The 26,070-nt window shown below is 38.4% G+C and carries 26 protein-coding genes; 20 read left to right on the top strand and 6 right to left on the bottom strand.

Going from position 1 to position 26,070, the window contains the following annotated elements; all coding sequences use genetic code 11:
* Nucleotides 1-47: 47 nt before the first annotated feature.
* Entirely contained in the window at nt 48-536 is a 489-nt protein-coding gene (locus AC27E9_RS08255; protein ID WP_487129057.1) for an FKBP-type peptidyl-prolyl cis-trans isomerase, read from the bottom strand.
* A gap of 8 nt (nt 537-544) precedes the next feature.
* Nucleotides 545-1,510, bottom strand: a complete 966-nt coding sequence (gene ygfZ / locus AC27E9_RS08250) for a tRNA-modifying protein YgfZ (RefSeq protein ID WP_487129055.1) — start codon at nt 1,508-1,510, stop codon at nt 545-547.
* 198 nt (nt 1,511-1,708) lie between these two features.
* Here ygfZ and AC27E9_RS08245 point away from each other — a divergent pair, with 198 nt between their 5' ends.
* Nucleotides 1,709-1,960, top strand: coding sequence for an FAD assembly factor SdhE (locus AC27E9_RS08245; RefSeq protein ID WP_487129053.1), 252 nt, complete (start codon nt 1,709-1,711; stop codon nt 1,958-1,960).
* Between the two features lie 109 nt (nt 1,961-2,069).
* Nucleotides 2,070-2,408 (top strand): hypothetical protein, encoded by a 339-nt coding sequence (locus AC27E9_RS08240; protein ID WP_487129051.1) that lies wholly within the window; start codon nt 2,070-2,072, stop codon nt 2,406-2,408.
* Between the two features lie 46 nt (nt 2,409-2,454).
* On the opposite strand, the gene nadB is transcribed toward AC27E9_RS08240, so the two are convergent.
* Nucleotides 2,455-4,050 carry an L-aspartate oxidase gene (nadB, locus tag AC27E9_RS08235; RefSeq protein WP_487129049.1) on the bottom strand — a complete coding sequence of 532 codons (1,596 nt, stop codon included), beginning with the start codon at nt 4,048-4,050 and terminating at the stop codon, nt 2,455-2,457.
* A gap of 206 nt (nt 4,051-4,256) precedes the next feature.
* Between nadB and rpoE the strand changes: the two genes are divergently transcribed.
* From rpoE to AC27E9_RS08175, 12 genes are all read left to right on the top strand, one after another.
* Nucleotides 4,257-4,835 (top strand): RNA polymerase sigma factor RpoE, encoded by a 579-nt coding sequence (rpoE, locus tag AC27E9_RS08230; RefSeq protein WP_487080378.1) that lies wholly within the window; start codon nt 4,257-4,259, stop codon nt 4,833-4,835.
* A gap of 87 nt (nt 4,836-4,922) precedes the next feature.
* Nucleotides 4,923-5,516, top strand: coding sequence for a sigma-E factor negative regulatory protein (locus AC27E9_RS08225; RefSeq protein WP_487129047.1), 594 nt, complete (start codon nt 4,923-4,925; stop codon nt 5,514-5,516).
* On the top strand, nt 5,513-6,475 hold the full coding sequence (locus AC27E9_RS08220; protein WP_487129045.1) for a MucB/RseB C-terminal domain-containing protein: 963 nt from the start codon (nt 5,513-5,515) through the stop codon (nt 6,473-6,475). The genes AC27E9_RS08225 and AC27E9_RS08220 overlap by 4 nt, the downstream gene beginning before the upstream one ends.
* On the top strand, nt 6,472-6,948 hold the full coding sequence (locus AC27E9_RS08215) for a SoxR reducing system RseC family protein (protein WP_487129043.1): 477 nt from the start codon (nt 6,472-6,474) through the stop codon (nt 6,946-6,948). The genes AC27E9_RS08220 and AC27E9_RS08215 overlap by 4 nt, the downstream gene beginning before the upstream one ends.
* An 88-nt stretch (nt 6,949-7,036) precedes the next feature.
* Nucleotides 7,037-8,827, top strand: a complete 1,791-nt coding sequence (gene lepA / locus AC27E9_RS08210; protein WP_487129041.1) for a translation elongation factor 4 — start codon at nt 7,037-7,039, stop codon at nt 8,825-8,827.
* A gap of 34 nt (nt 8,828-8,861) precedes the next feature.
* The gene (lepB, locus tag AC27E9_RS08205) at nt 8,862-9,812 is read left to right on the top strand and encodes a signal peptidase I (RefSeq protein ID WP_487129040.1); all 951 of its coding nucleotides are present in this window, start codon (nt 8,862-8,864) and stop codon (nt 9,810-9,812) included.
* A 2-nt stretch (nt 9,813-9,814) separates the two neighbouring features.
* Nucleotides 9,815-10,504, top strand: a complete 690-nt coding sequence (gene rnc / locus AC27E9_RS08200) for a ribonuclease III (RefSeq protein ID WP_487129039.1) — start codon at nt 9,815-9,817, stop codon at nt 10,502-10,504.
* A gap of 32 nt (nt 10,505-10,536) precedes the next feature.
* Nucleotides 10,537-11,448 carry a GTPase Era gene (gene era, locus AC27E9_RS08195; protein ID WP_487129037.1) on the top strand — a complete coding sequence of 304 codons (912 nt, stop codon included), beginning with the start codon at nt 10,537-10,539 and terminating at the stop codon, nt 11,446-11,448.
* A 21-nt stretch (nt 11,449-11,469) separates the two neighbouring features.
* Nucleotides 11,470-12,162, top strand: coding sequence for a DNA repair protein RecO (gene recO, locus AC27E9_RS08190; protein WP_487129036.1), 693 nt, complete (start codon nt 11,470-11,472; stop codon nt 12,160-12,162).
* 60 nt (nt 12,163-12,222) lie between these two features.
* Nucleotides 12,223-12,960, top strand: coding sequence for a pyridoxine 5'-phosphate synthase (pdxJ, locus tag AC27E9_RS08185; RefSeq protein WP_487129034.1), 738 nt, complete (start codon nt 12,223-12,225; stop codon nt 12,958-12,960).
* A 45-nt stretch (nt 12,961-13,005) separates the two neighbouring features.
* Nucleotides 13,006-13,386, top strand: a complete 381-nt coding sequence (gene acpS / locus AC27E9_RS08180) for a holo-ACP synthase (RefSeq protein ID WP_487129032.1) — start codon at nt 13,006-13,008, stop codon at nt 13,384-13,386.
* A gap of 136 nt (nt 13,387-13,522) precedes the next feature.
* Nucleotides 13,523-13,768, top strand: coding sequence for a hypothetical protein (locus AC27E9_RS08175; protein ID WP_487129030.1), 246 nt, complete (start codon nt 13,523-13,525; stop codon nt 13,766-13,768).
* A gap of 37 nt (nt 13,769-13,805) precedes the next feature.
* On the opposite strand, the gene barA is transcribed toward AC27E9_RS08175, so the two are convergent.
* A complete protein-coding gene (gene barA / locus AC27E9_RS08170; RefSeq protein WP_487129028.1) occupies nt 13,806-16,589 on the bottom strand; it encodes a two-component sensor histidine kinase BarA in 2,784 nt (927 codons plus the stop codon).
* Nucleotides 16,590-16,730: 141 nt separating this feature from the next.
* Here barA and rlmD point away from each other — a divergent pair, with 141 nt between their 5' ends.
* From rlmD to AC27E9_RS08150, 4 genes are all read left to right on the top strand, one after another.
* Nucleotides 16,731-18,065, top strand: a complete 1,335-nt coding sequence (rlmD, locus tag AC27E9_RS08165) for a 23S rRNA (uracil(1939)-C(5))-methyltransferase RlmD (RefSeq protein WP_487129026.1) — start codon at nt 16,731-16,733, stop codon at nt 18,063-18,065.
* Between the two features lie 58 nt (nt 18,066-18,123).
* Entirely contained in the window at nt 18,124-20,325 is a 2,202-nt protein-coding gene (gene relA, locus AC27E9_RS08160) for a GTP diphosphokinase (RefSeq protein WP_487129025.1), read from the top strand.
* A gap of 23 nt (nt 20,326-20,348) precedes the next feature.
* Nucleotides 20,349-21,155, top strand: coding sequence for a nucleoside triphosphate pyrophosphohydrolase (mazG, locus tag AC27E9_RS08155; protein WP_487129023.1), 807 nt, complete (start codon nt 20,349-20,351; stop codon nt 21,153-21,155).
* A gap of 153 nt (nt 21,156-21,308) precedes the next feature.
* Nucleotides 21,309-22,109: an enoyl-CoA hydratase-related protein gene (locus AC27E9_RS08150; protein WP_487129021.1), complete on the top strand. Its 801-nt coding sequence runs from the start codon at nt 21,309-21,311 to the stop codon at nt 22,107-22,109.
* 139 nt (nt 22,110-22,248) lie between these two features.
* Here the strand turns inward: AC27E9_RS08150 and ltaE are convergent, their stop codons facing one another.
* Nucleotides 22,249-23,262 (bottom strand): low-specificity L-threonine aldolase, encoded by a 1,014-nt coding sequence (gene ltaE, locus AC27E9_RS08145; RefSeq protein ID WP_487129019.1) that lies wholly within the window; start codon nt 23,260-23,262, stop codon nt 22,249-22,251.
* 83 nt (nt 23,263-23,345) lie between these two features.
* Nucleotides 23,346-24,071 (bottom strand): YebC/PmpR family DNA-binding transcriptional regulator, encoded by a 726-nt coding sequence (locus tag AC27E9_RS08140; protein WP_487129017.1) that lies wholly within the window; start codon nt 24,069-24,071, stop codon nt 23,346-23,348.
* A gap of 149 nt (nt 24,072-24,220) precedes the next feature.
* Here AC27E9_RS08140 and AC27E9_RS08135 point away from each other — a divergent pair, with 149 nt between their 5' ends.
* Both AC27E9_RS08135 and AC27E9_RS08130 read left to right on the top strand, forming a co-directional pair.
* The gene (locus tag AC27E9_RS08135; protein ID WP_487129015.1) at nt 24,221-24,823 is read left to right on the top strand and encodes a hypothetical protein; all 603 of its coding nucleotides are present in this window, start codon (nt 24,221-24,223) and stop codon (nt 24,821-24,823) included.
* Nucleotides 24,824-25,131: 308 nt separating this feature from the next.
* On the top strand, nt 25,132-26,064 hold the full coding sequence (locus tag AC27E9_RS08130) for an ABC transporter substrate binding protein (protein ID WP_487129013.1): 933 nt from the start codon (nt 25,132-25,134) through the stop codon (nt 26,062-26,064).
* Nucleotides 26,065-26,070 lie beyond the last annotated feature (6 nt).

Below are 26,070 nucleotides of genomic sequence, written 5' to 3'. Positions count from 1 at the left end.
CATTTAGCCAAGCTAAGCTTTACATCCTAACTTGGCAGTAATGAAGTTTAATGTTCGTGACCACAACCACCTTCGCTGTGCACATGGCCATGCGCCAATTCTTCTTCTGTAGCATCACGTACTTCTAATACTTCAACATCAAATTTTAAATCAATGCCTGCTAACGGGTGGTTTCCATCAACAGTGATTTGATCGTCTTGTACATCTATAACGATCACCGTTTGCTCACCTTCATCAGTAGTTGCGCGAAGCTGGCTACCAACATCTAAATCTTCAATTCCAGCGAACATCTCTTTTGGTACCGTCTGTACAAAACCGTCTTCACGTTGGCCATAAGCGTTATCAGCACTTACTTCAACTTCAAATTTATCGCCAGCTTCATGGCCAACAAGTGCATCTTCTAAGCCTGGAATTAGGTAATGTGAACCTTGAATAACTGCCAGTGGGCTATGATCGTATGAACTATCGATTAACGTATCTTCGCTGTCTGATACTGCGTAATGTAATACAACAACTTTGTTGTCAGAAATTTTCATAATGTGTCCTATTCAGCTTCTGCGCTTAAATTATATGGTAGTGGAGTTACGGTTAATCCCGATAACTGTTCTTTAATGCGTAATTCAGTCGATGGCTCAATGTCGTTGGCTAAAATCGCTTGAATATAAGTTTGCTGGTTGTCCGCTTGGTAAGCAGCTAATACATCACCTGCTTTACGCCAGTTTTCGCCAAGTTTTTTCTCAATAATATCACCGGTGCAAGCTTTAACTGATTGGCCGGTAAGCGAAAATAGTGCTCTTTTATTCTTACCTAGATATTGCATTCTGGCGACAGTTTCTTGCCCTAAGTAACAACCTTTGGTGAAGCTAATACCGTTAATTGCTTGCAGGTTTAGCATTTGCGGCACATATTCAGCAATAAATGGTTGAGAAAGAACTGGAAAACCTTCGGTTATTTCTAATAATTGCCATAAATTATTGTTAAATATTGGAATGTTGAGATTAGCGATAATATCGCCAATGTTTTGGTCGTTATCTATTACTAAATAACGATCTATTTTTCCTGCGATATAAACTAACGTGGTTGTGGCTAAATGAATAACAGGTGTTAATGTGTCTGGTACTCGCTGAAATAACGCTGCCATTTGTGTTGAGGCTTTATTGCCTGCAATTGCAAAATAGCGAGTGTTTGTTGATTTTTGAATTTCAACTTTAGCAAAAACGCCAAATTTTTTCAGCTCGGCTAGCGACTGCTCTAGTGAACTGGCAGGCTGTAACATTAAATATTCATCGTTACGCTCAATTAAACGAAAGGCAGAAAACACTTTGCCTTTAGCGTTACAGTGCGCACCAGTTAGCAACTTTTCATGTGCCAAACTATCGACATCACAGGTAACTTGCCCTTGTAAATATTTAGCTTGTTCTTCACCGGATAAAGAAATTGCAGCGAAATTTTCGAGGTTTATTGCAAATATCTCTGGCAACTCATCATAACTCGGTAAGTTATTGTTCATGGTGTTTATCATCCGACAGTTGTGCTGAAAAGGCTGTTAAGACAATAAATGAGGACATTTATCCCAATTACAACCATCTATTGGATTTTTTCTGCTATTTTATTGTAATAAATCTTGCTTAATTTAATGATCAATTCGTGGCTATTTTTGACTTGAATTTGTTAGAATATAAGAAGATTTAATTAATTAGGGTGATGTATGTCATTAACAGATAATAAGCCTCGACTGCGTTGGGCATGCCGACGCGGAATGTTAGAGCTAGATGTGCTTTTTATGCCATTTGTTGAAGAAGCGTATGATGAGCTTTCAGCTGAAAAAAAAGCAATTTTCGAGCGTTTGTTAGAGTGTCAAGATCCTGAGTTATTTGCTTGGTTTATGGGACATGAAACTTGTGAAGACAAAGAGCTTAACTCCATGGTGCAATTTATTTTACAGCGCATTAAAGTTTAATATTACAGTGTCGCCTTCACCAAATAAGGCGATATCAAAATTTATTGTACTCATAGTTACATGCTACATCATGATATTGTTATTCATTGGCTTTAAGTTATGGATAACAATGGTTGCACTTACGGTAGTGGCTCTGATCATTAGTCGTCAAACTTTCATCCTTTTTCAGTTACAAAAAACAACCATAGTTCCTTTAGCCCGTTATTTTCGTCAACCTATCGACTATTTTAGTTTAACGGAACTAGGTCTGTACCAAGGTGTTGACTCAGAAAAGCAGCAAATTTCGCCGAGCTCTCAGATAAATTTGTGGGGCTATTGGTTGATTTTTAATGACAAAAAACAACCTAATCGATTTATTTTCAAAGATAGTTTATCACCGCAAGATCGGGCGAGAGTAGCTCGTGTAGTTTTAAGGCAGCAACAAGCAGTGGCTAAACCGACAAAGTAAATAGTTTTGAATTAACTAACACTTCCCATAGCTAATACAATGTTTGCTAGGGAGTTAGCACTGTAATGTTTGTTTGCTCAAGCATTTTAGGGAAATCTAAAGTGTAGTGTAAACCTCTACTTTCTTTTCTTTTTAAAGCTGATTTTATAATTAATTCAGCCACTTGTACTAGGTTTCTAAGCTCTAGTAAATTATTACTAACGCGAAAGTGACGATAGTATTCTTCTATTTCACTTTGTAATAATTCCACACGATGTAATGCTCGTTCTAAACGTTTTGTTGTACGAACAATGCCAACGTAATCCCACATAAACAATCTTAGTTCGTGCCAATTATGTTGAATAACTACTTCTTCGTCTGAATCGGTAACTCGACTTTCATCCCATGCGGGTAGTTTCATATAAGGCTGCTTGTGGCTGAGGTTTGCCTCAATGTCTAATGCTGCCGCTCGTGCAAACACTAAACATTCAAGTAAGGAGTTGCTAGCCATTCGATTCGCACCATGTAAGCCGGTGTAAGACACCTCACCTATAGCATATAAATTTTCAGTATCCGTTTTGCCTTGTTTATTAATCATTACCCCACCACAGGTATAATGCGCAGCTGGCACCACCGGCATTGGCTGTTTAGTAATGTCGATACCAAGTGAACGAGTTTTTTCGTAAATGGTAGGAAAGTGCTGTTTGATAAACTCGCTTGATTTATGGCTGATATCTAAATACATACAATCAGCGCCTAAGCGTTTCATTTCAAAGTCGATGGCGCGAGCAACAATGTCACGAGGGGCAAGTTCAGCACGCTCGTCAAAGCTTGGCATAAAGCGGCTGCCATCAGGGCGACGTAAAATTGCGCCTTCGCCTCGCAGAGCTTCTGTTAATAAAAAGGTTCCGGCTTCTGGGTGAAACAAGCATGTTGGGTGGAATTGATTAAATTCCATATTTGCTACTCGACAGCCCGCTCGCCAAGCCATTGCAATACCATCACCACTGGCAACGTCAGGATTTGAGGTATATTGATATACTTTACTGGCACCACCTGTTGCTAAAATAGTTTTTTTAGCAAATATGCTTTCAACCTTTTCGCTATTGCGATTCCAAACATAAGCGCCAATACATTCCTTAGCGGCAGTTGTTTTATTCTCTCTACATACAAGATCAATTGCATTGTAGCGCTCAAAAATACGAATACGGCTATGGTTTTTAACTTGCGAGACTAAGGTTGTTTGTATAGCTTGTCCGGTTGCATCAGCGGCATGTAAAATACGACGGTGACTATGACCGCCTTCTCGGGTTAGATGGTAACGAATATCGCCATTTTCAGCTGGTTCATCACGATCAAAGTCAACCCCTTTATCAATTAACCACTCTAAGCAATCTTTCGCATTTTCTGCGGTATATTGTACGGCTGCTTCATCACATAATCCGGCACCAGCAATTAAAGTATCGTTTACATGTGCGGCGATGCTGTCATTTTCATCGAATACGGCTGCAACACCACCTTGCGCATAAAAAGTAGAGCCATCATTCACCTGGCCTTTGCTTAAGATAACTACATCGGCATTTTTTGCTAAATGAAGCGCTAATGATAAACCTGCCGCGCCACTACCAATAATTAAAACGTCGCAATTGTGTTGCTGATTCATATATTCTTGAAATTAAGGTACAATAATTGATAGCGCAATATTAACTTTTATTGCCGTGACAGAACAGCACAAAACAATTTTTATAAATAAAATTTAATTTTTTTCAATATTTATCGAACTTTTTAGCGCAAGGCTAGTCCTACTTGATGCGTTTGCCATGAGCCAGATGTAGAAAAGTTAAATGGTTAGTAGGAGATATGGCTCAAATGAGCGAACAGAACGTTGACCAAAAGTTGGTTGAGCGGGTACAACGTGGTGATAAAAACGCATTTAACCTGCTAGTAACTAAATATCAACATAAAGTAGCAAATCTGGTTTCGCGCTATGTAAAAAACCATAGTGATGTTCCAGATATAGTACAAGAAGCATTTATAAAAGCTTATCGAGCTTTACCAAATTTTCGTGGTGATAGTGCTTTTTATACTTGGTTATACCGTATTGCGGTTAACTGTGCGAAGAATCATTTAGTTGCAGGAGGGCGTAAGCCACCGGGTTCCGATATTGAAGTTGAAGATGCGGAAATGTATGACTCAGGCGAAGCATTACGTGAAAATGCCTCACCAGAGAAATTATTACTGACAAATGAAATTAAAAGTGTCGTATTTAAAACCATAGAACAATTGCCGGAAGATTTGCGTACCGCAATCAACCTAAGAGAGTTAGAAGGGTTAAGTTACGAAGAAATAGCAACAGTTATGGATTGTCCTGTTGGGACAGTACGTTCGAGAATATTTAGAGCGCGAGATGCTGTAGATAAAAAAATTAGACCATTGTTGCAACAGTAGTTAAGTCCAAGTCATAAACATAGTATTATGTGACAAAATTTTATTTTGTTAAGTAATTAATGAAGTGTTAGTTTTTAAGGTGTCATTATGAGTGAAAATAAGTTTGAGACAGTATCATCGATAGTTGATAGTTATCAGCAAAACGATGAAGTTATTGAGGAATTACTCAATGATAAGCACTCGTCTGCAACTTGGGAACGTTACCATTTAATGGGTGACGTAATGCGTGGCGAAACCTCAGAAGTGCTAAATTTAGATTTATCTTCTGAAATAGCTGCCGCTATTGCTGATGAACCAACCGTGTTAGCACCTAAAACGTCAACTGCTTTAACTGAAAAACTTAAAGCTAAAGTTGTACAATTTGCAAAACCATTTGGCCAAATGGCGATTGCGGCTTCTGCAGCAGGTTTAATGGTGATGGGGGTTCAACAAAATACAGCTGACACTGATATTATGTTGCCAGAAAACCAAGTCGTTAAAACTATACCGCTAGGTGGTATTGCTGAGCCGGTAAGCTTAAACTTTCAAGAAACAACTCGCTCAAGCGAAAAGCAAGCCTTTGTTGAGCAACAACGTCGTTTCCAAGCACTGTTATCTGATCATCAACAACAAATAAAATTAAGCTCTGTCACCGTCGGTGAGCAAGAAAAAAATGATAAGGCTGAAGAATCGGCTAAATGAAATTAATTCGTAGTCTGCTGTTATTGGTAACCATAAGCACATCAGTAACAGCCAATGAAACCGAACAAGCTGAACCTTGGCTTGAGCGTCTTGCACAATCTTTACAAACCCTCAATTTTAGCACTTCTTTTGTTGTGGTAAAAAATAACCAAGCAGAACCGTACCATTGGTTTCATGGTGTGAATGAAGCAGGTGACGAACTAGAAATTCTCTCACTACTCAATGGCCCGCGACGCGATGTTTTGCGTAAGAAAAATATTGTTAGTTATATTGAGCCTGAGTTACCGCCATATTCAGTTATTTCTCAACAAATATCAGGGCCTATTCCGGCAATATTGCGTAGTGATGCAACAAAGCTTTCACAAACCTATGACTTTATTTCTGTTGGTCGAAGTCGAGTTTTAGGTCGTCCAGCACAATTAATCCGTATTGTTTCTAAAGATATACATAGGTACGGACACTGGCTCTGGCTAGATCAAAAAACGGGTATGTTGCTTAAACTTGCAATCGCATCAAGAGGTGGCCAGCTTTTAGAGCAAATACAGTTTACTCATTTAGATATCACACCTGATTTAGGTGAGAGTTTAAAACAATTAGAGCAATCTAGTTTACCAAAAGTTATTGAGATACCAGAAGGGTATCAGCAGCAAACATTACAATGGCAAGTTAAATGGTTACCTGCTGGATTTAAACAACGAAATGCTAACCGTCATCGCATTTCTGCAACTAAAAAGCCTGTGGAATTTATGTTGTTTAATGATGGCATTGTTGATGTCTCTGTTTATGTAAATGCCAGTGAAGATAAACAACGAGCAACAGATTATGTAATGGACGGCGCTACTGTTGTACTAAACCAAGTTGTCAATGGCTTTGAGGTTAGTGTTGTTGGAAAAATTCCCGCGAAAACGGCAAAAGCTATTGCCGACTCTGTGGTGTTGTTACCTAAACCTGCGCCATGATTGAAGAGAATGCAACTGTTGTTGCTATCGAAGAAGATAACGTCACCGTTACTAGCGAATTAAAATCCGCTTGTAGCGGTTGCCAGCAAGTGGATAATTGCGGTAGTGGCCAAGTCGCAAAAGCTTTTCCACAAAAAAAACTCACCTTAACGGTTCAATCAACCCTGCCATTAAAGTTAGGCGACAATGTTATTTTAGGGTTAAATGAATCTGCTTTATTATCATCGGCTTGGCAAGTTTATATTTGGCCTTTATTAGGATTGTTGATGGCTTCTTGGTTTGGTCAATGGGCCTTTAATCAGCAACATATTACTCATGAACTTTTTGCGGTCGTTTTTGCTCTTATTGGCAGCTATGGCGGTTTTTCGCTTGCTAAAAAGCAACAAAGTAAAAGTGAGAATTGTGCAGAATTGGCGCCTAAAATCTTGCGTCTACAGCCGAAAAGTATCGCGATTACAGAAATCACAGACTGAATCGCAACAAAAGATAGCCCCAGCGCGCTAAATTAGCTAAAATCTCGCCATTATTGAATTAACAACAAGCTTATTTGACTTTCCATTTATGAAACATATTCGAAATTTTTCCATCATTGCCCATATCGATCACGGTAAATCAACGCTTTCAGATCGCCTGATACAACATTGTGGTGGCTTACAAGAACGTGAAATGGAAGCCCAAGTACTTGATTCAATGGACATTGAACGTGAACGTGGTATTACTATTAAAGCGCAAAGTGTAACCTTAGACTATAAAGCTAAAGATGGTGAAGTGTATCAGCTTAACTTTATCGATACGCCAGGTCATGTTGATTTCTCGTACGAAGTTTCTCGCTCATTAGCATCTTGTGAAGGTGCACTGTTGGTTGTTGATGCTGGGCAAGGTGTTGAAGCACAAACCGTTGCTAACTGTTACACCGCAATCGAGATGGACTTAGAAGTTCGAGCGATATTAAATAAAATTGATTTACCACAAGCGGATCCAGACCGTGTTAGTGAGGAAATTGAAGACATTATTGGTATTGATGCTACTGGTGCAGTGCAATGTTCGGCAAAAACGGGTATTGGCATTGAAGATGTTTTAGAAGACATCGTTGAAAATATTCCTGCACCACAAGGTGAAGCAGATGCACCGTTACAAGCATTAATTATCGACTCTTGGTTTGATAATTACCAAGGGGTTGTTTCACTGGTTCGTATTATGAATGGTGAAGTGAAAAAAGGCGATAAAATGGTGGTTATGTCGACAGGGCAAACCCATATTATAGACAAAGTTGGTATTTTTACGCCGAAACAAACAGATACTGGTGTTTTGAAAACTGGTGAAGTTGGTTTCATTATTGCTGGTATTAAAGAAATTCATGGTGCACCGGTAGGTGATACCATTACAATTTCTAAGAAAGAAGCGGAAAGTGCGCTTCCTGGTTTCAAAAAAGTTCAACCACAAGTTTATGCGGGCATTTTCCCTATCAGCTCTGACGACTATGAGAACTTTCGTGATGCTTTAAATAAACTGAGCTTAAATGATGCTTCTTTATTTTTTGAGCCAGAAAATTCATCTGCATTGGGCTTTGGTTTCCGTATCGGGTTTTTAGGTATGTTGCACATGGAGATAATTCAGGAGCGTCTTGCTCGTGAGTATGATCTTGACTTGATAACAACCGCGCCAACTGTAAATTATGAAATTGCCTGTACTAATGGCGAAGTTTTATCAATTGATAATCCAAGTGATTTACCTGCAATTAATAACATAGATGAAATTCGTGAGCCGATAGTGCAGGCGAATATTTTAGTACCACAAGAGCATTTAGGTAACGTCATTACCTTATGTATCGAAAAGCGTGGCGTACAAAAAGATATTATTTACCATGGTAACCAAGTCGCAGTTACATATGAATTACCAATGGCCGAAGTAGTTATGGACTTTTTTGATAAGTTAAAATCAACCAGTCGTGGCTATGCATCGTTAGATTACCATTTTGTACGTTTTGAAGCGGCAGATATGGTACGAGCAGACGTTATGATCAATGGTGACCGTGTTGATGCCTTAGCTATGATTACTCACCGTAGCAATTCAGTTGCTCGTGGCCGTATGTTAGTGGAAAAATTAAAAGAGCTTATTCACCGTCAAATGTTTGATATCGCAATTCAAGCAGCAATAGGTAACAATGTTATAGCCCGCACAACAGTAAAGCAGTTACGTAAAAACGTTACAGCGAAATGTTATGGTGGTGATGTTTCTCGTAAGAAGAAACTACTACAGAAACAGAAAGAAGGTAAGAAACGCATGAAGCAAGTGGGTAACGTAGAAGTGCCACAAGAAGCGTTTTTAGCCGTACTTAAATTAGATAAATAGTTAGTGTTAAAACTAAGGAAATAGTAGGAACAATATGGCAGTTTATTTTTCAATATTTTTGGTGATAGTGACGGTTGTTACCGGCATTGTTTGGCTGGCTGATAAGTTTTATTTAGCGCCACAACGACAACTAAAGCTTGCCGATGCTCAGGCTCAATGTGACACGCCACTAAGTGATGATATTGCTGAAAAAATTGTTGAGCCATCTGTCCTTGTCGATACGTCCGTACAAATCTTTCCTGTAATTGCTTTCGTATTAATTTTACGTTCATTTATATATGAGCCGTTTCAAATACCGTCAGGTTCAATGATGCCAACCTTATTGGATGGTGATTTTATTCTCGTGAATAAATTTAATTATGGACTGCGCGATCCCGTTGCCCGTAATAAATTTTTTGAGAATGGCTTACCTGAGCGTGGTGATGTTGTGGTATTTAAATACCCAATTAACCCACAAATTGATTATATCAAGCGTGTTGTAGGTTTACCTGGTGACAGAGTTATCTATCGCGATAAATCTATCTATATTCAACCAGCATGTGATGCTTCGCAAGATAGTTGCCCTAAACTTGAAAAGGTAATCACAGAGTTTGTTAGCAAAGGTGATTATTCATCTTATGGCCGAGAGCTTTACCGTTATACCGCTACTATGGGTGAGAAAACCCATGATTTGCTAATTGATAACGGTACTTCAGCTAAACGTCAAAGTGCTGCTTTTTGTCGTAGTGCAGAACATAATTTGTGTCAACAAGCGGGTACAGCACGTGATGAATTTGTTGTACCTAAAGGACAATATTTTGTCATGGGTGATAACCGAGACAATAGCCTAGATGGACGGTTTTGGGGCTTTGTTGCCGAAGAGAATTTAGTAGGTGAAGCTGTAGCTATCTGGATGAGTTTTGATTTTGAACGTGGCCCAGAGAGCCTCTTACCTGATTGGGTACCAACAGGCGTTCGCTTCTCTCGTATTGGTGGAATTGAATAGCTGTGTTAAATACTCCGGTCGCAATCGCGCGATTATCAAAAAAAATAGGCTATAGTTTTAAAGAGCCAAAATTATTGTTGCAAGCATTAACACACCGTAGCGCGAAAGGTGCACATAACGAGCGCTTAGAGTTTTTAGGTGATTCAATATTAGGTTTTGTTATTGCTGAAACTTTATTTAAAAAGTTTCCACAGCATGCTGAAGGCGATTTAACGCGTATGCGCTCAAGCCTTGTAAAAGGTGTTACTTTAGCTGAAGTTGGGCGTGGTTTTGATTTGGGCCAACACCTTATTTTAGGGCCTGGAGAGTTAAAAAGCGGTGGTCATCGTCGAGACTCTATCCTTGAAGATGCCATTGAAGCAATTATTGGTGCGGTTTATCTCGATTCAGATTTGCCAACTTGCCAACGATTAATATTGTCTTGGTTTGAACAGCGTTTAAATGATATTAAACCAGGTAATGAGCAGAAAGATCCAAAAACACGCTTACAAGAATACTTGCAAGGACGAAAAATCCCTTTACCTCTATATGAAGTGATTAATACTACGGGGCAGTCGCATAATCAGCAATTCACTGTGCGTTGCACCACAACAGTATTGGATAAAGAAGTGATCACAAAAGGCAGTAGCCGTCGTAAAGCTGAACAGTCGGCTGCTTTGCAAGTTTTAACATTAATCGAACAAGCAAAATAAGCTTTTCGACACCTTAAGTTGATATCGAACTCATGACAACAGAACAAAATTATTGTGGTCTTATTGCCATCGTTGGCCGTCCAAATGTTGGTAAGTCTACCTTACTGAATAGTTTACTAGGCCAAAAGGTAAGTATTACATCCCGTAAGCCACAAACTACTCGCCATCGTATTCTCGGTATTTTAACCGAAGCACATCATCAAGCTGTTTTAGTTGACACCCCAGGTTTACACTCTGAAGAAAAACGTGCAATTAATCGGCTAATGAACCGTGCTGCTAGTAGTACGTTAGCTGAAGTCGAAACTATTATATTCTTGGTTGAAGGTACCCATTGGACAACCGATGACGAAATGGTGCTAACAAAAATCAAAAACAGTGGCGCACCTTGTGTACTCGTCGTTAATAAAATTGACAATGTACAAGATAAAGAAAGCTTGTTACCACACTTGCAAAAGTTAGGTGCAATGCATGACTTCGCTGATATTGTGCCTATTTCTGCCAGTAAAGGTGATAATGTCGATGCCATTAAAGATATTTGTTTAAAAGCTTTGCCTGAGGGTGAGTTTTGGTTTCCTGAAGACTATATTACTGATCGCTCAAGTCGATTTATGGCGTCAGAAATTATTCGTGAAAAATTAATCCGCTTTACTGGTGATGAATTACCTTATTCAACGACTGTTGAAATTGAGCAATTTAAAGTTGATGAGAAAGGTATTTTACACATTAATGCCTTAGTACTTGTTGAGCGTAATAGTCAAAAGCGCATGGTAATTGGTAACAAGGGCGAAAAACTTAAAGTTATTGGGCAAGAAGCCAGACGTGATATGCAAACCTTGTTCGATCGCCAAGTATTCTTAGAAACTTGGGTAAAAGTTAAATCGGGTTGGGCGGATGACGAAAGGGCATTAAGAAGTTTAGGCTACGGTGATGATTATTCAGGCTAAGCAACTTATTAAGAGAACTTGATGCAGGAAACAACGCAGCTAGCTTTTGTTTTACATAGTCGACCATATCGCGAAAACCAAGTATTGGTCGATTTATTAACAGAAAACGACGGTAAAGTTGCCGCGTTAAGTTATGTTGGTCATTCAAGCAAATCTTCACGTAAAGCTTTGTTACAACCATTTCTTCCCATTCAAATTACGCTAAAAGGGCAACATGCGCTAAGAAACTTAGCACGTGTTGAGCCGGCAGGAAAGTCGAGCCTTTTAAAACAAAAGGCGCTATTTAGTGCATTTTATATTAACGAATTATTAGTTAAGTTATTACCAGAAAGTATCCCGTGTGCTGAGCTCTTCTATCAGTACCAATTAAGCTTAAATTCCTTATTAAACATTAATGAAATAGAAGTAATATTACGTCAATTTGAATTAATGCTTTTGGCAGAACTTGGTGTTTCTTTTGACTTTACAATAGTTTTTGAACACACTGCTTCAGGGTTTTATTATTTGCCCGAAGACGGCTTTATTCCTGCTTATACTGCGCTGAAACAGCAATGTTATGATCGCACACAATTACAGGCAATTGCTGATGATAATTTTTCAGATCCATTAACATTAGCAACGCTTAAAGCATTAATGAGACAAGTGATTAATCACTTACTTGCTGGTGTACCATTAAATAGCCGTAAACTTTTTAGTAAAACAAAAAATTCATAAGCAAACAGATATGCTGGTAATTCTAAGCAATCAACAGATTAATGAAATAAGAGATTAAACATGAAAGATATTTTATTAGGTGTAAATGTAGATCATATTGCAACATTACGACAAGCCCGAGGCACTAATTATCCTGATCCTGTTTACGCTGCCTCAGTTGCTGAACATGCTGGCGCTGATGGTATTACTGTGCATTTACGTGAAGATCGACGCCATATTCAAGATCGCGATATTCATGTGTTAAAGCAAACGTTGCATACCCGTATGAATTTAGAAATGGCAGTTACCGAGGAAATGCTCGATATCGCTTGTGATGTTAAACCGGTATTTTGTTGTTTAGTACCAGAGAAGAGAGAAGAGTTGACCACTGAAGGTGGCTTAGACGTAGCTGGGCAACAAGAAAAAATTGATGATGCGGTCGCTAAGTTAACAGCAGCAGGTATTGAAACCAGCTTATTCATTGACGCAGATAAAAAGCAAATTGACGCTGCGTTAGCGAGTAAAGCCGGGTACATTGAAATTCATACTGGACAATACGCTGATGCTACTAATGAAGTCGAGCAACAAGAAGAACTTGAGCGACTAGTTGAAGGTATTAAGTATGCACATGGCTTGGGTTTAAAAGTAAACGCAGGCCACGGTTTGAATTATTTTAATGTTAAACCTATTGCTGCTATTCCTGAAATTATTGAGTTAAATATTGGTCATGCCATTATCGCCAGAGCGGTTATTGACGGTTTAGATAAAGCTATACGCGATATGAAACGCTTAATGCTTGAAGCTAGAGGCTTAGTATAATTACCATGTTTAATCGATTATTTTAGTAATAGATAAGGAGTAGCTTTGTCAGTTATTGGAATTGGTACAGACATTGTCGATATTCGTCGTATCGCTAAAATGACACAAGCAGCGCAATTGCGCTTAGCTAAACGTGTTTTAACGGCCAATGAACTGCAACGTTTCAATAGCATTAAACAGCCAGAGCGTTTTCTTGCTAAACGTTGGGCTGGAAAAGAAGCTGCAGCGAAAGCTCTGGGCACCGGCATTGCTGCTGGTGTTTCATTTCAACATTTTGAAATTACCTCACTGCCTTCAGGCCAACCAAGGCTAGTTCTGAGTTCGCAGGCCCTTGCTTTGGCACAACAACTTGGTGCTAAAACTTGGCATATATCACTTTCTGATGAAGTTAAATATGCGACAGCATTTGTCGTATTGTCTTTATAAAACGCGCATATTACTGAACAAATAATGCACGTCGGAATTATTTTTCATAAGAATAGCGGCTAGAAATAATTTTTGTTCTATACTTAAATTACGATTAGTGGATTTATTTTTAGTCGCTGTGGCATTAGGAGTTGATATGCAGTCGCAAAAACAGCCAATAGTAGATAGACGTCAAGAGCCTCCAGAGCAGTCAGTATGGTGGTCTAAATTGTCACTCGCACAAAAATTTTCTGCTAGTAGCTTAGGTAAGTTTGGTTATGAGCTGCGTTTTGTTCGTAATGAACAAGGACATAGTTTAGCGGTATTGATGTGTAATACCGGTGTTGCTGTTATCACCGAAGATGGTGATATCAATACATCACCCACTATAAAGGTTCGTTAATCTTTTTACTTCAGTTTTACTTAATAGTATTGTGCTATTAAAGCTTTTTAATAAACTCTGTTGAGTCTTCTAATACTAAATCTATTTGTTCAAAGAATTCAAAGAATTCTGGTTCTAAATCATCTAAGGCTATGCCACGTTTTAACTCTGTTTCTAGTTCATGAGTCACTTTACCTAAACTTGGTACCCCAGAATAACAACAGGCGCCATTAAGTTTATGAATTAATACTTTAAGCTGCTCAATATCTTGTGAAATTAAAGCCTCAGAAATATTGCTTTTACTTTCAGGTAAACTATTAACTAAGCCAATAAACATATCTTTTGCCAAAGCCTCTTTTTGACCGGCTCGTTTTAAAGCTAAAGGCCAATCAATAATTGCTGGTCGCCTATTCGCAACAGTTTCTTTTACTGGCGTCACATGTAGCTTTTTATCGTTAGCTAACAAGCTTGAATCGCAATACTCATAAATGGTGTGATGTAACATGGCTTCGTCAATCGGCTTTGTCATAAATGAATTAAAGCCTTTTTCAAGCAAACGATCTTTTTCTTCACCTAGCACATGTGCAGTGACCGCAATAACAGGGGTATGTTCGTTCAAAGTTTGTTGGCGGATAAGTGAAAGGGCAGAAATACCGTCAAGCACTGGCATTTGAATATCCATAAATATCAGTGCAAACTTTTCGTGTCGGCATAATTCAACTGCTTGTGCACCGTCTGTTGCGGTTGTTACTTCGTGTACTTGTTCAAGCAGTAATTCATTTATTAGTTTTAGGTTGGCATCATTGTCGTCAACGGCAAGCACTTTAATTGGAACTTTTTGCTCTGGTAAGTCAAATAATTGCGTGAGTTCAGGCGTTGTAATTGGCAGCAATGTTTTGCTTAATCTTTGAATCGTTACCGGTTTACTAATACAGGTTTTAGCGCCACTAGAGATTAATGCTTCATGCAAGCTTGGTGAATTACTGTTTATTGCCAAGTGCACTGATGGAACTATGTCTTGTAAATCGAAAACTAGTGCTTTTAGTTCATTCAAGGCTGCTGGTGTTACATCATGCCCAATTAATGCAAAATCAAAAGAAGAAGCCTGTTCTTTGTCTGCTAACAATGCTTCAATTTCGCTTGGTTGGGTTAAGCAAGTTATGTTCATTTGCCAGCTTGATAAAATTTCGGTCGTTGCTAATCGACTAGCTGCGTGAGGCTCATAATATAAAATATTTTTATTAATTAAGTTCTCAGGCACAGGCTGCGCTAAGCTAGAAATAGGGTTAAGTTCACATTGAAGTGTAAACCAAAATGTAGAGCCTTCATTTTCTACACTGTCAAAGCCAATACTACCGCGCATTTCAGCAACTAAGCGCTGTGAAATAACAAGCCCTAAGCCAGTACCACCATAAATTCGGGTAACACTTTTATCAGCTTGTCCAAATGCTTCAAAAATTGAGTTTTTTTGCTGGCTTGATATGCCAATACCGGTATCTTGCACGGTAACTTTCATTTTATATAGATTTTTAGCAATAACATTACCGTCAATATTAATATCGACAGAACCTTTGTCAGTAAACTTAATAGCATTACTGGCCAAGTTAACGAGAACTTGTTTGATGCGCATTGCATCACCAATTAATGAGTCAGGTAGTTGTGGGCTAATACGCAAAGATAGCTCAATATTTTTCATATGAGCGCTAGGGGCCAACAATGTTAAGGTTTCTTCAACAGACTCTCGAATAGAAAAAGGGATATTTTCAATAACCATTTTGCCTGCATCAAGCTTAGAGAAATCGAGAATATCATTAATGATTGATAATAAATTGCCAGCGGAACGTTCGATAGTTTCTAAGTGGTCACGCTGAGTATCGCTTAGTGGGGTTTTTAACACCTGTCGGGTAAAGCCAATAACACCATTTAAGGGAGTTCGTAATTCGTGACTCATATTCGCTAAAAATTCTGATTTAACTTTATTAGCGTCTTGAGCTTTGCGCTTTGCAATATCAAGCTCAACGTTTTGAATTTCAAATTGCTCTAAACTCTCCCTTAAATCTATGGTTGCTTGATCAACACTACGTTGCATCTCATCTTGGAAATCACCAAGCGATTGTGCCATGGCATTGACACCGTTTTTCAAGAAATTTAGCTCGCCAACTAATTGACCACTGATACGACTTTCTATTTTACCTTCTCGAATACGATCAACGGCAAGCACCATAGATGCAATAGGGCGAGTGACACTGTTTAGTAACTTAAATGAGAAAATTGCACTAACAATAATCCCTGCTAGCAGAATAAAGAAAGTTGTAATCAGCAAGCGTTGTTGCTGATATTTTATTGTACTTTTATCAATTTGAATGGCGATATAGCCAATAATATCATTATTATTGGCTAATGCTGCCGTATTATTATGCTGGGTAAATTCATCAATAATTGGCGAGCGATAAACAAGGAATTCGCCAAAGTCATCGAACTGGGTTCGTGTTGGTAAACTTTGCCCTGCTTTAATACGCATAGTATGAGTATCGCCGTGATAGGCACTAGTGACAAATACTTGATTATCTTTAGTAAAAATAGCAATACTTTTAACGATATCAGACTGACTGCGATGGCTAAAGCCGATCAGTGTTCTTAAATTATCTCTATTTTTTGCTAATAATGGCGCGGCGCTACTAATCGCCAACGGATCGATAATGCTCGTTGCACGTTGGTAAATAAATTGGTCAAGTTCATGATAACGACCGTAGGATAGGTAGCCTGCAATAATGATACTGATAATGGCAGTTGGCACGATCGTAAGTAAAATACCCCAATCTTTCAGGCTTATTTTATGCATTTTTTGCCAGTTTTTAGTGTAAAATAATAGAGTTAATAACCGTATAATGGCACAGTTCAGGCCAATACCAAATAGAAAATAATACACTTTAACAGCAAATATTCGAAATTTGCTGTTTGTTGATGGTAAAGACAAATCGCTATGGCAAATTTTTTTAAAGCAAGTCCTAAAAAGTCACCTGTGCAAAAGCAAATTACAGTTACTGTAAATCGCCTTGATCAACAAGGCTGTGGCGTTGCCAGCGTTGGTAAGAAACCTTTGTTTATTGAAGGTGTTTTACCGGGGGAAGTTGCACAAGTAAACATCTATCAGCAGAACAACAAATACGCAAAAGGTAAGTTAGTTAAGTTGCAAAAAAGTAGCGCTGAGCGTGAAGAAGTCAAATGTCGTCACTATTATCAATGTGGTGGTTGTAATCTCCAGCACTTGCAATACCCTCAACAAATTACCTTTAAACAAAACAAAGTAGAGCAATTATTTGCACGTCAAAATTTAGCCGAAAATTTGCCATGGCGGCAAGCAATTATTAGTAGTGCTTGGCATTATCGTCGTAAAGCACGAATTGGCGTTCAATATAATAAACGTGGTGAGCCGGTTATTGGTTTTCGTCAACGTGAAAGTAACAATTTAACGGCAATAAAATGTTGTCCGGTGTTAACGCAAGAGTTTACTGAGATATTTATAGAGTTAAGAGACATATTACCCAAGTTATCTGGCAAAAATGCTATTGGTCATGTTGAGGTTATTGCTGCTAACGAAAATGCTTTAGTGGTGCGCCAATTAACAAAAATGTCGACGGCTGATAAACAACTATGGCAAAAATTTTCCGATAAAAATCATTGGCTAATTTTTATCGACGATGGCAAGCAGCAGCTTCAACTATTAAATGATGAGTTATTATTGGAAAGTCACCTGCTATCTTACTCATTGAGTGACTCGGTACGTATTGAATTTTCAAGTCGTGATTTCATTCAAGTTAATCATGATATTAATCAACAGATGATAGCGCAAGCGTTGTCTTGGCTGAACTTGAAGCAAGATGATGTGGTTCTAGATTTATTTTGTGGTTTAGGGAACTTTAGTTTACCTATTGCGCAAAAAGTGAAGTCAGTAGTGGGAGTAGAAGGTGTGCAAACTATGGTGGCACGTGCTACCGCTAACGCTGAACAGAATGCACTAGATAATTGCCAATTTTTTCAGGCAGATTTAAATAGTGGCTGGTCTGAGCAATCGTGGGCACAAAAACGCTACAATAAAGTGCTGCTCGACCCTGCTCGTGCTGGCGCTTATGAAGCATTAACACAATTAGTAAAATTAAATATTAATACGCTTTTGTATGTTAGTTGCGATCCGTCTTCTCTAGCTCGTGATGCAAAGCTGTTAGTTGAATACGGTTATAAAATTGAAAAAATAGCGATTATGGACATGTTTTCGCAAACAAAGCATGTTGAAACTATGGTAATGTTTACGCTGTAGACTGCTATTCATAATTATACAGTATTGCAGTGGTATAAGGTTAAAGGTAGGGAAGTCGATGGTTTCAGTACGTAAATCACACCAAATGTCAGCAGCAAGCTTTGAGCAGTGGCTTGACACACTAGATATAAATACAGCTAAAAAAAATGCCTTAGAAAAGTTGTGGCAACAAGTGCATCATTTTTTTGAAGATAATACCTTATGTCAAACTAAGTCGTTAGAAATGGTGGAAATACTATCAGGTTTAAACCTTGATACTGAGTCATTATGCGCTGCTTTTATATGTCCTCTCTATGAATATAACTACCTATCTTTAGATTATATTGAAGAGCACTTTTCAAAACAGGTTTTCTTGTTATGTAAAGGTGTTAGTCAAATGGAAGCGATTAAGGCGCTACAACAATCTCAGTCAAACCAAGTCAGTGCAAATCAAATTGATAATATTCGCCGAATGTTATTGGCAATGGTTGAAGATGTGCGCGCAGTAGTTATTAAGCTTGCAGAACGTTTATGCCATTTGCGCATGGTTAAAAATAGCGACGAAGAAACTCGTGTATTAGCGGCTAAAGAGACCGCTAATATTTATGCACCATTGGCAAACCGTTTAGGTATCGGCCAGCTGAAATGGGAATTAGAAGATGTATCGTTTCGCTATTTACACCCTGAGGTATATAAAAGTATTGCCAAACAGTTAGATGAAAAGCGCTTAGACAGAGAACGCTATATGGTTGACTTTGTTGATAATGTTTCAGAACAATTAAAAGACTCTGACATAAAAGGCATTGTTTACGGGCGCCCGAAGCATATCTATAGTATTTGGAAGAAAATGCAACAAAAGTCGTTAGACTTCGAACAGTTGTTCGACGTGCGTGCAGTTCGAATTGTGGTTGAAGAGTTGCAAGGCTGTTATGGTGCGTTGGGTTTAGTGCATACCAGTTGGAAGCACTTACCAAAAGAGTTTGATGATTATGTAGCGACACCAAAAAGTAATGGTTATCAATCTATCCACACTGTGGTTATCGGCCCGGAAGGTAAAGCAATTGAAGTTCAAATAAGAACTCAGCAAATGCATGATGATGCTGAATTAGGTGTTGCCGCTCATTGGCGCTATAAAGAAGGCAGTGCCAGTGGCAAAACTACAGGGTTTGACGAGAAAGTTAGTTGGTTGCGAAAAATTTTACAATGGCAAGAAGACGTTTCAGAAAGTGGTGAATTAATCGATGAGTTACGCAGCCAGGTATTTGAAGATCGCATTTATGTTTTTACGCCAAGTGGTGATGTTGTTGACTTGCCAAGTGGCGCAACGCCGCTAGATTTTGCTTACTATATACATTCTAATGTTGGTCACAGTTGTATTGGTGCAAAAGTTTTTGGCAGAATTGTCCCGTTTACTCATAAGTTGCAAACGGGTGATCAAGTTGAGGTTTTACGTAGTAAAACACCCAACCCAAGCCGAGATTGGCTAAATCCGAGCTTAAATTATATCCATACACCAAGAGCTAGGGCAAAAGTTCAGCACTTCTTTCGCTTACTTGACCGAGATAAAAATATAGCTAGTGGCAAAGAGCTATTAGAAAATAGTTTGAATAAAGTACAGCTATCATTAGCAAAAGTTGATCTAACCTTAGCGACAGAGCGCTTTAATTTAACCACTAATGAAGATCTGCTTGCTGGCATTGGCTCAGGCAATATACGCTTGTTGCAAGTGGTCAACTTTTTACAGCAACTTGACGCGAAATCAAAGCCAGAACAAGAAATAGACCCTCAAAGTTTAGTGCGACAGCCACAACAAAGTGGCACTCAGGCGGTTGATAGTAATGGTATTACTGTTTCAGGAGTGGGTAATTTATTGACTCATATGGCTAAATGCTGTCAGCCTGTACCGGGTGATGAAATATCGGGTTTTATTACACAAGGGCGAGGAATATCAGTTCACCGTCTAGATTGTGAGCAGCTTGCTAATGCCTTATCTCAACAACCTGAGCGTGAAGTTGACGTGCAATGGGGAATAGATAATAAACAGAACTATCAAGTTAATATTAAAATTATTGGTAGTGATCGCCAAGGTTTACTGCGTGATATATCTACGATAATTTCCAATGATAGGGTCAGTATTATTGGCTTAGAAAGTAATACTGATCATGCAAAACAAAGTATGAGTATGATTATCAAAATTGAAATTGGTAACAATGAAGCCTTAGTGCGCTTAATGGCCAAACTAAATCAGCTTGATGATGTTATTGAAGTGAGAAGGCTATAACCAATGAGTAAGTCGAGTAAATAATGCTAACAGTAAAACCATCAATGGAAAAACTACGCTGGATCATGCAGCAATTACGTGATCCAAAAACAGGTTGTCCATGGGATTTAAAGCAAACCTTTGCCTCAGTAATACCGCATACCATTGAAGAGGCTTATGAAGTAGCTGATGCGATTGAGCAAGGAGACTTTGCTGAGCTTGAAAAAGAGCTTGGCGATTTGTTGTTTCAAGTAGTTTTTTATAGTCAGCTTGGCGCCGAAGAGAAACGTTTTGATTTTGACAGTGTTGTTGCGGCGGTATGCGAAAAGTTGATTCGTCGCCATCCACATGTTTTTGCACTTAGTGATTTTAGTTCTGATGCTGAAATAAAAGCCAATTGGGAAAATGAAAAAGCAAAAGAGCGCCAACAAAAAAATAATGATCAAGCCTTGAGTGTTTTGGCTGATATTCCAAAAAGCTTACCGGCACTGTCGCAAGCTGCAAAAATTCAAAAACGTTGTGCCCATGTTGGCTTTGACTGGGATAATATTGATGACGTATTTGCTAAAGTTGAAGAAGAAGTTCAAGAAGTTAAAGCAGAGCTACATCAAAATGAAACGGCATTAGCGGAAGAGCTTGGTGATTTAATGTTTGCTGTAGTTAATTTATGTCGTCACGCTAAACAAGACCCAGAAGCCTTATTACGCCAAGCTAATACTAAGTTTACTAAGCGCTTTAATAGTGTTGAAAAGCAAGTTCAAATATCAAATAAGACGTTTGAACAACATTCATTAGCAGAGCTAGAAGCATATTGGAAGCAAGTAAAATTGAAAGAAAAGTCTGCGCATTAACTGAGTTTAAACAGTAAGCCTATTTAGCATTTAGCGGTCATTATTTTTGAAAAATGTTCACTTATTGCTGCTGGCTTTCTTAGTGGATGCACCCTAGCCAGCAATAGACAAGTACAAGAGAGCCACACGAATAAATAATAACAAGAGGTAGAAATGACTGTATTACCTGCATTAGTTGATTGCACCTTAGCACTTGATAATAATATCGCTACTTTAACCTTCAATCGTCATGACGTTCGCAATGCATTAACAAGTACAGCAATTGCTGATGATATTGTTAAAACGGCTGACTGGATTAATACTACTCCCGAGATTGCGGTACTTATTATCACAGGTGCAGGCTCAGCCTTTTCATCTGGTGGCAACATTAAAGATATGGCTGAACGTTCTGGCGATTTTGCTGGTGATGTTCAAGAATTAGAGCGACGTTATCGTGAAGGTATTCAGCGTATACCTTTAGCGTTACATAAGTTAGAGGTTCCTATCATTGCTGCAGTCAATGGACCAGCGATAGGTGCTGGTTTTGATATCGCCAATATGTGCGATATTCGAATAGCATCAACAAAGGCAAAGTTTGGTGAAACCTTTGTAAACTTGGGTATTATCCCAGGTGACGGTGGAGCATGGTTTATGCAGCGTTTAATTGGTTATCAAAAAGCGGCTGAGCTAACTTTTACGGGCCGAGTAATTGATGCTAGTGAAGCAAAAACTATCGGTGTTGTATTGGATGTTACTGAGCCAGATGGGCTACTTAATCGCGTAAATAAACTTGCGAGTGAAATGGCCGCAAAACCTGTAGCCTCTTTGCGATTGACTAAACGGTTAATGAAATTAGCTCAACGAACTGAATTACCTGACTTTCTTGATATGTGTGCGGTGTTTCAAGGTATGTGCCATAACAATCCAGAGCACTTAACTGCCGTTAATGTGATGTTGGAAAAATTAGCAAAATAGTTAAATATTGGTAAGAACCCTCAACCAAGAAAGCCGTCAACGGATAAAAATTGCTAGCTAAATAAAAGTCGATTACCTGCATAGTGATCGACTAATCTAGTGCTGGCACAATTGCTAACTTAATACTATTTTTGCATTGCTAGCGCGGCAATATATTGCGTAATGCGTCTATGAAGCTATCAATAGCTACTTTATCAATATCAAGGTGAGTAACAAAGCGGATAGGGTTGCCTGCTGTTATTAAAATGTCTTTAGTTTTCAGCTGCTCAACCATGCTTTCCATATCGATATTTTTTGCAAACTTTGCAAATACCATATTTGTTTCAACATGCGCTTGGTTAACTTCAACTCCTGGCAATATGCTTAAGCATTGAGCAAGATATTTTGCGTTGTCATGGTCTAGTTGGAGTCTTTTCGAGTTTTGTTCCAATGCTATTTTTGCTGCTGCCGCAATTACACCTGCTTGTCTCATTCCTCCACCTAGCACTTTACGCCAACGTTTTGCGCTTTTGATTACTTGCTCAGAGCCAAGTAAAATTGAGCCAATAGGAGCACCTAAACCTTTTGATAAACAAACCGACATGGAATCGACATGTTGGCTTAGCTCAGTGATATCAACATTTAGTGCGGTTGCAGCGTTGTAGATTCTGGCGCCGTCTAAATGTAGTTTAATTTTATGGGTGTTTGTAAAAGCACGCGCTTGTTCCATATAGTTTATAGGGAGAACTTTACCATTAATGGTATTTTCAATACTGAGTAAAGTGGTGCGAGCAAAATGACTGTCGTCGGGTTTTATTGCCGATGCTAATTTATTAAAGCATAGTGTACCGTCTTTTTCGTTTTCTATAGGTTGTGGTTGAATTGAACCTAATACTGCGGCTCCCCCACCTTCAAACTTGTAATTATGTGCATGTTGACCACAAAGGTATTCGTCGCCACGTTGGCAATGTGCCATTAAGGCTAATAAATTAGCTTGAGTGCCTGAACTACAAAATATGGCTTGTTCAAAATTGTGTCGTTTTGCTGCCCAAATCTCCAGTTCGTTTACCGTTGGGTCGTCACCATAAACGTCATCCCCTACTTCGGCGGTTGCCATTGCGTCTCTCATTTGTTGACAAGGGCGGGTAACGGTATCAGAACGAAAATCAATCATAGCGGCTCTCTAGTTAATAAATATTGCTTGTTGAGATCAAAAAAGGCATCACAAGTGATGCCTTTTCACGTTTATTTAATGAGTTATTCTGCCAGATCAGCATTGTGATAAACGTTTTGAACGTCATCACAGTCTTCTAGCATATGAATAAATTTTTCAAAATTTGCTAAGTCTTCTTCACCACTAACTTCAGTATAAGTTTGTGGAACCCAAGTAATTTCTTCTACTTCAAGCGCATATTCTGGCATTGAATTAGCGAATTCTGTTTTTATTTTAAAAAACTCGGTATGTGGTGCATGCACGGTAATAATGCCATCTTCTAGGTCAACATCGGTCACATCGATGTCAGCCATCATTAAGTTTTCTAAAACGGTTTCTTCATCGTCGCCTTTAAAAGCAAAAACTGCTTGATGATCAAACATATGAGAAACAGTGCCAGACGAACCAATTTTAGAATGAGTTTTAGTAAAACATTGGCGAACATCTTTAATGGTGCGATTGCCGTTATCTGTTAGACAGTCAATAATAACCATACAGTTACCTGGACCAAAACCTTCGTAACGCGCTTCTACATAGTCTTCGCCACCCGTACCTTTGGCTTTTTCAATTGCTTTTTCGATAACGTGTGTTGGTACTTGATCTTTTTTTGCTTTTTCAATTAAACGACGTAAAGATAAGTTAGTATCAGGATCCGGACTGCCATTTTTCGCTATAACGTAAATTTCTTTACCATACTTTGAATAAACTTTAGTTTTTTGACCAGCCGTTTTAGCCATTGATAATTTACGGTTTTGGTATGCTCTGCCCATCTGAATACGTCTCGTTGTTCATGATTAAAATATCTATGGTTTGATTCTAACGGGTCGTGTCAGCTATTTCTAGTATTTGCCTCGACTTAGCTTTCAAAAATTTTCAAAGCATGTAAAATTTTGATCTAAATTAGCCTCGCTTGATAGATATGACTAAATTACATGTAATTCTCGCAGCAGATATTTTCGGGAAAAGTCGAGAGTTTGAAGCCTTATGTCAGCAAATTAATTCGCCAGAAATTGAGGATGTTTCAGTACAATTTCATGTTCTTGGTCCTTATCAGCATCCGAAGAGCTTTGCCTCAGAGCAGCAAGCTTACCAGTACTTTTCTGAAAACGTGGGAATAGCATGTTATAGCCAGTATTTATTATCGATAATCAGTGCAATTAGTGGCCCTAAGTTGTTAGTTGGCTTTAGTATTGGTGGTAGTGCTATGTGGCAACTTATGCCAAAGCTTGCTTGTCATCAGGTGTTATCTGTAACGTGTTTTTATAGTAGCCAAATTAGGCATATGACAAGTCTTGATGCGACAGTAAGAACTACATTGGTTTTTCCAAAGTCTGAGCAACATTTTTCAGTGGAAAAATTGATAGAGATGCTGGAAGAGAAATCGCTGATAGATATAGAACAGAGTGCTTATCAGCATGGGTTTTTAAATCAACTTTCGAATAACTATTCTGAGCCAGAGGCTCAAAAGTATTTAAAAAAAGTGACCAGTATTATTCAAGACGCTATTAAAACCATAGTTTAGATGAATGCAGTTAAGTAAGAGCTATCAATTTAGCCACTAAGATTGAATTTTTATAAACGACAACTAATTGTGTTAATGTACAAATAATGTTGGATAATTATAGTAAAATTGATAAGTACTAAACTTTTCATTATTTTACGTTGTTAAAAGGTGCCTAGAGTGAGAAAATTATCTTAAGATGTCACATAAAATACTTTAAGTGCTAAATTGTTATTAATATTCAACCTGTTCTGATATTTTTAGCGCCATGTTAGCTATAATATAAGTGTATTACGAAATCGCTATTGCCAATATACAGGGAGTTGTTGTTGCGTCGTTTTAGTTTAATTATCACCTTTGTTATTTTCTCTCTTTATTGCGGCAAAGTATTTGCTGCAAAATTAGAGGATATAGCAATTTTTTATCCTAATGTTCCTGAGCCTTATAATGCCATTTATCAAGAAATCCTCTCTGGTGTGCAATCGGCAAAAGTCAATGATGAACAAGTGAGCCAGCTTGTGGTTTTTCCACTTGAAAAAGAGTTTGATAGTGAGCGAATTAAGCAGCAATTAGTAAGTAAAGGTATCAAAAAAGTTATTGTGTTAGGGCGTTCAGGGCTTAAACTTGCAAGATCACTAGCTAGCGACTTTATGGTTGTTTCTGGTGCACTTCCAATAACACCTAATACAATTTCGGGAATTAGTTTAATTGCCGATCCCGAATATCTCTTTCGATATCTAACGCAAGTAGCGCCAAAGGTTATTCGCATTCACCTTGCTTATAGCCAAGCAAACGAATGGCTTATTGAGTTGGCTCAACAAGCGGCAAAATCGCAAGGCTATCAACTTGATGTTAAGAAAGTAACATCGACCAAGCAGGCAATTGAATACTATCAAAGCTTATTTGATGCAAGCTTAACGGAAAATGATGCCATTTGGTTACCTGTTGACCGTATTTCTTCGCAAGATAAAGTCACCTTGCCATTTATACTGGAAAAAGCGTGGGCGAAAGATGTTGTGGTATTTTCCAGTAAACCTTCTCATGCTAAACGTGGGGCGCTATTCTCTATATATCCAGATAATCACGGGCTTGGGCAACAATTATATAAAATGATTAAAGCTTGCAACGAAGGCTCAGCGACTATGCCATTTTCTGCACTAACCTCGATGTTATTAGCGGTTAATTTACGTACTGCTGCTCATTTAGGGTTTAATTATACTAAAGCACAGCAAAGTAACTTTCAGTTAACTTTTCCGGAGTAACTATTA

It is taken from the genome of Colwellia meonggei (assembly GCF_057537295.1).
Note: the sequence above shows the minus strand (reverse complement) of the source record. Positions and strands in the feature narration are given on the sequence as shown.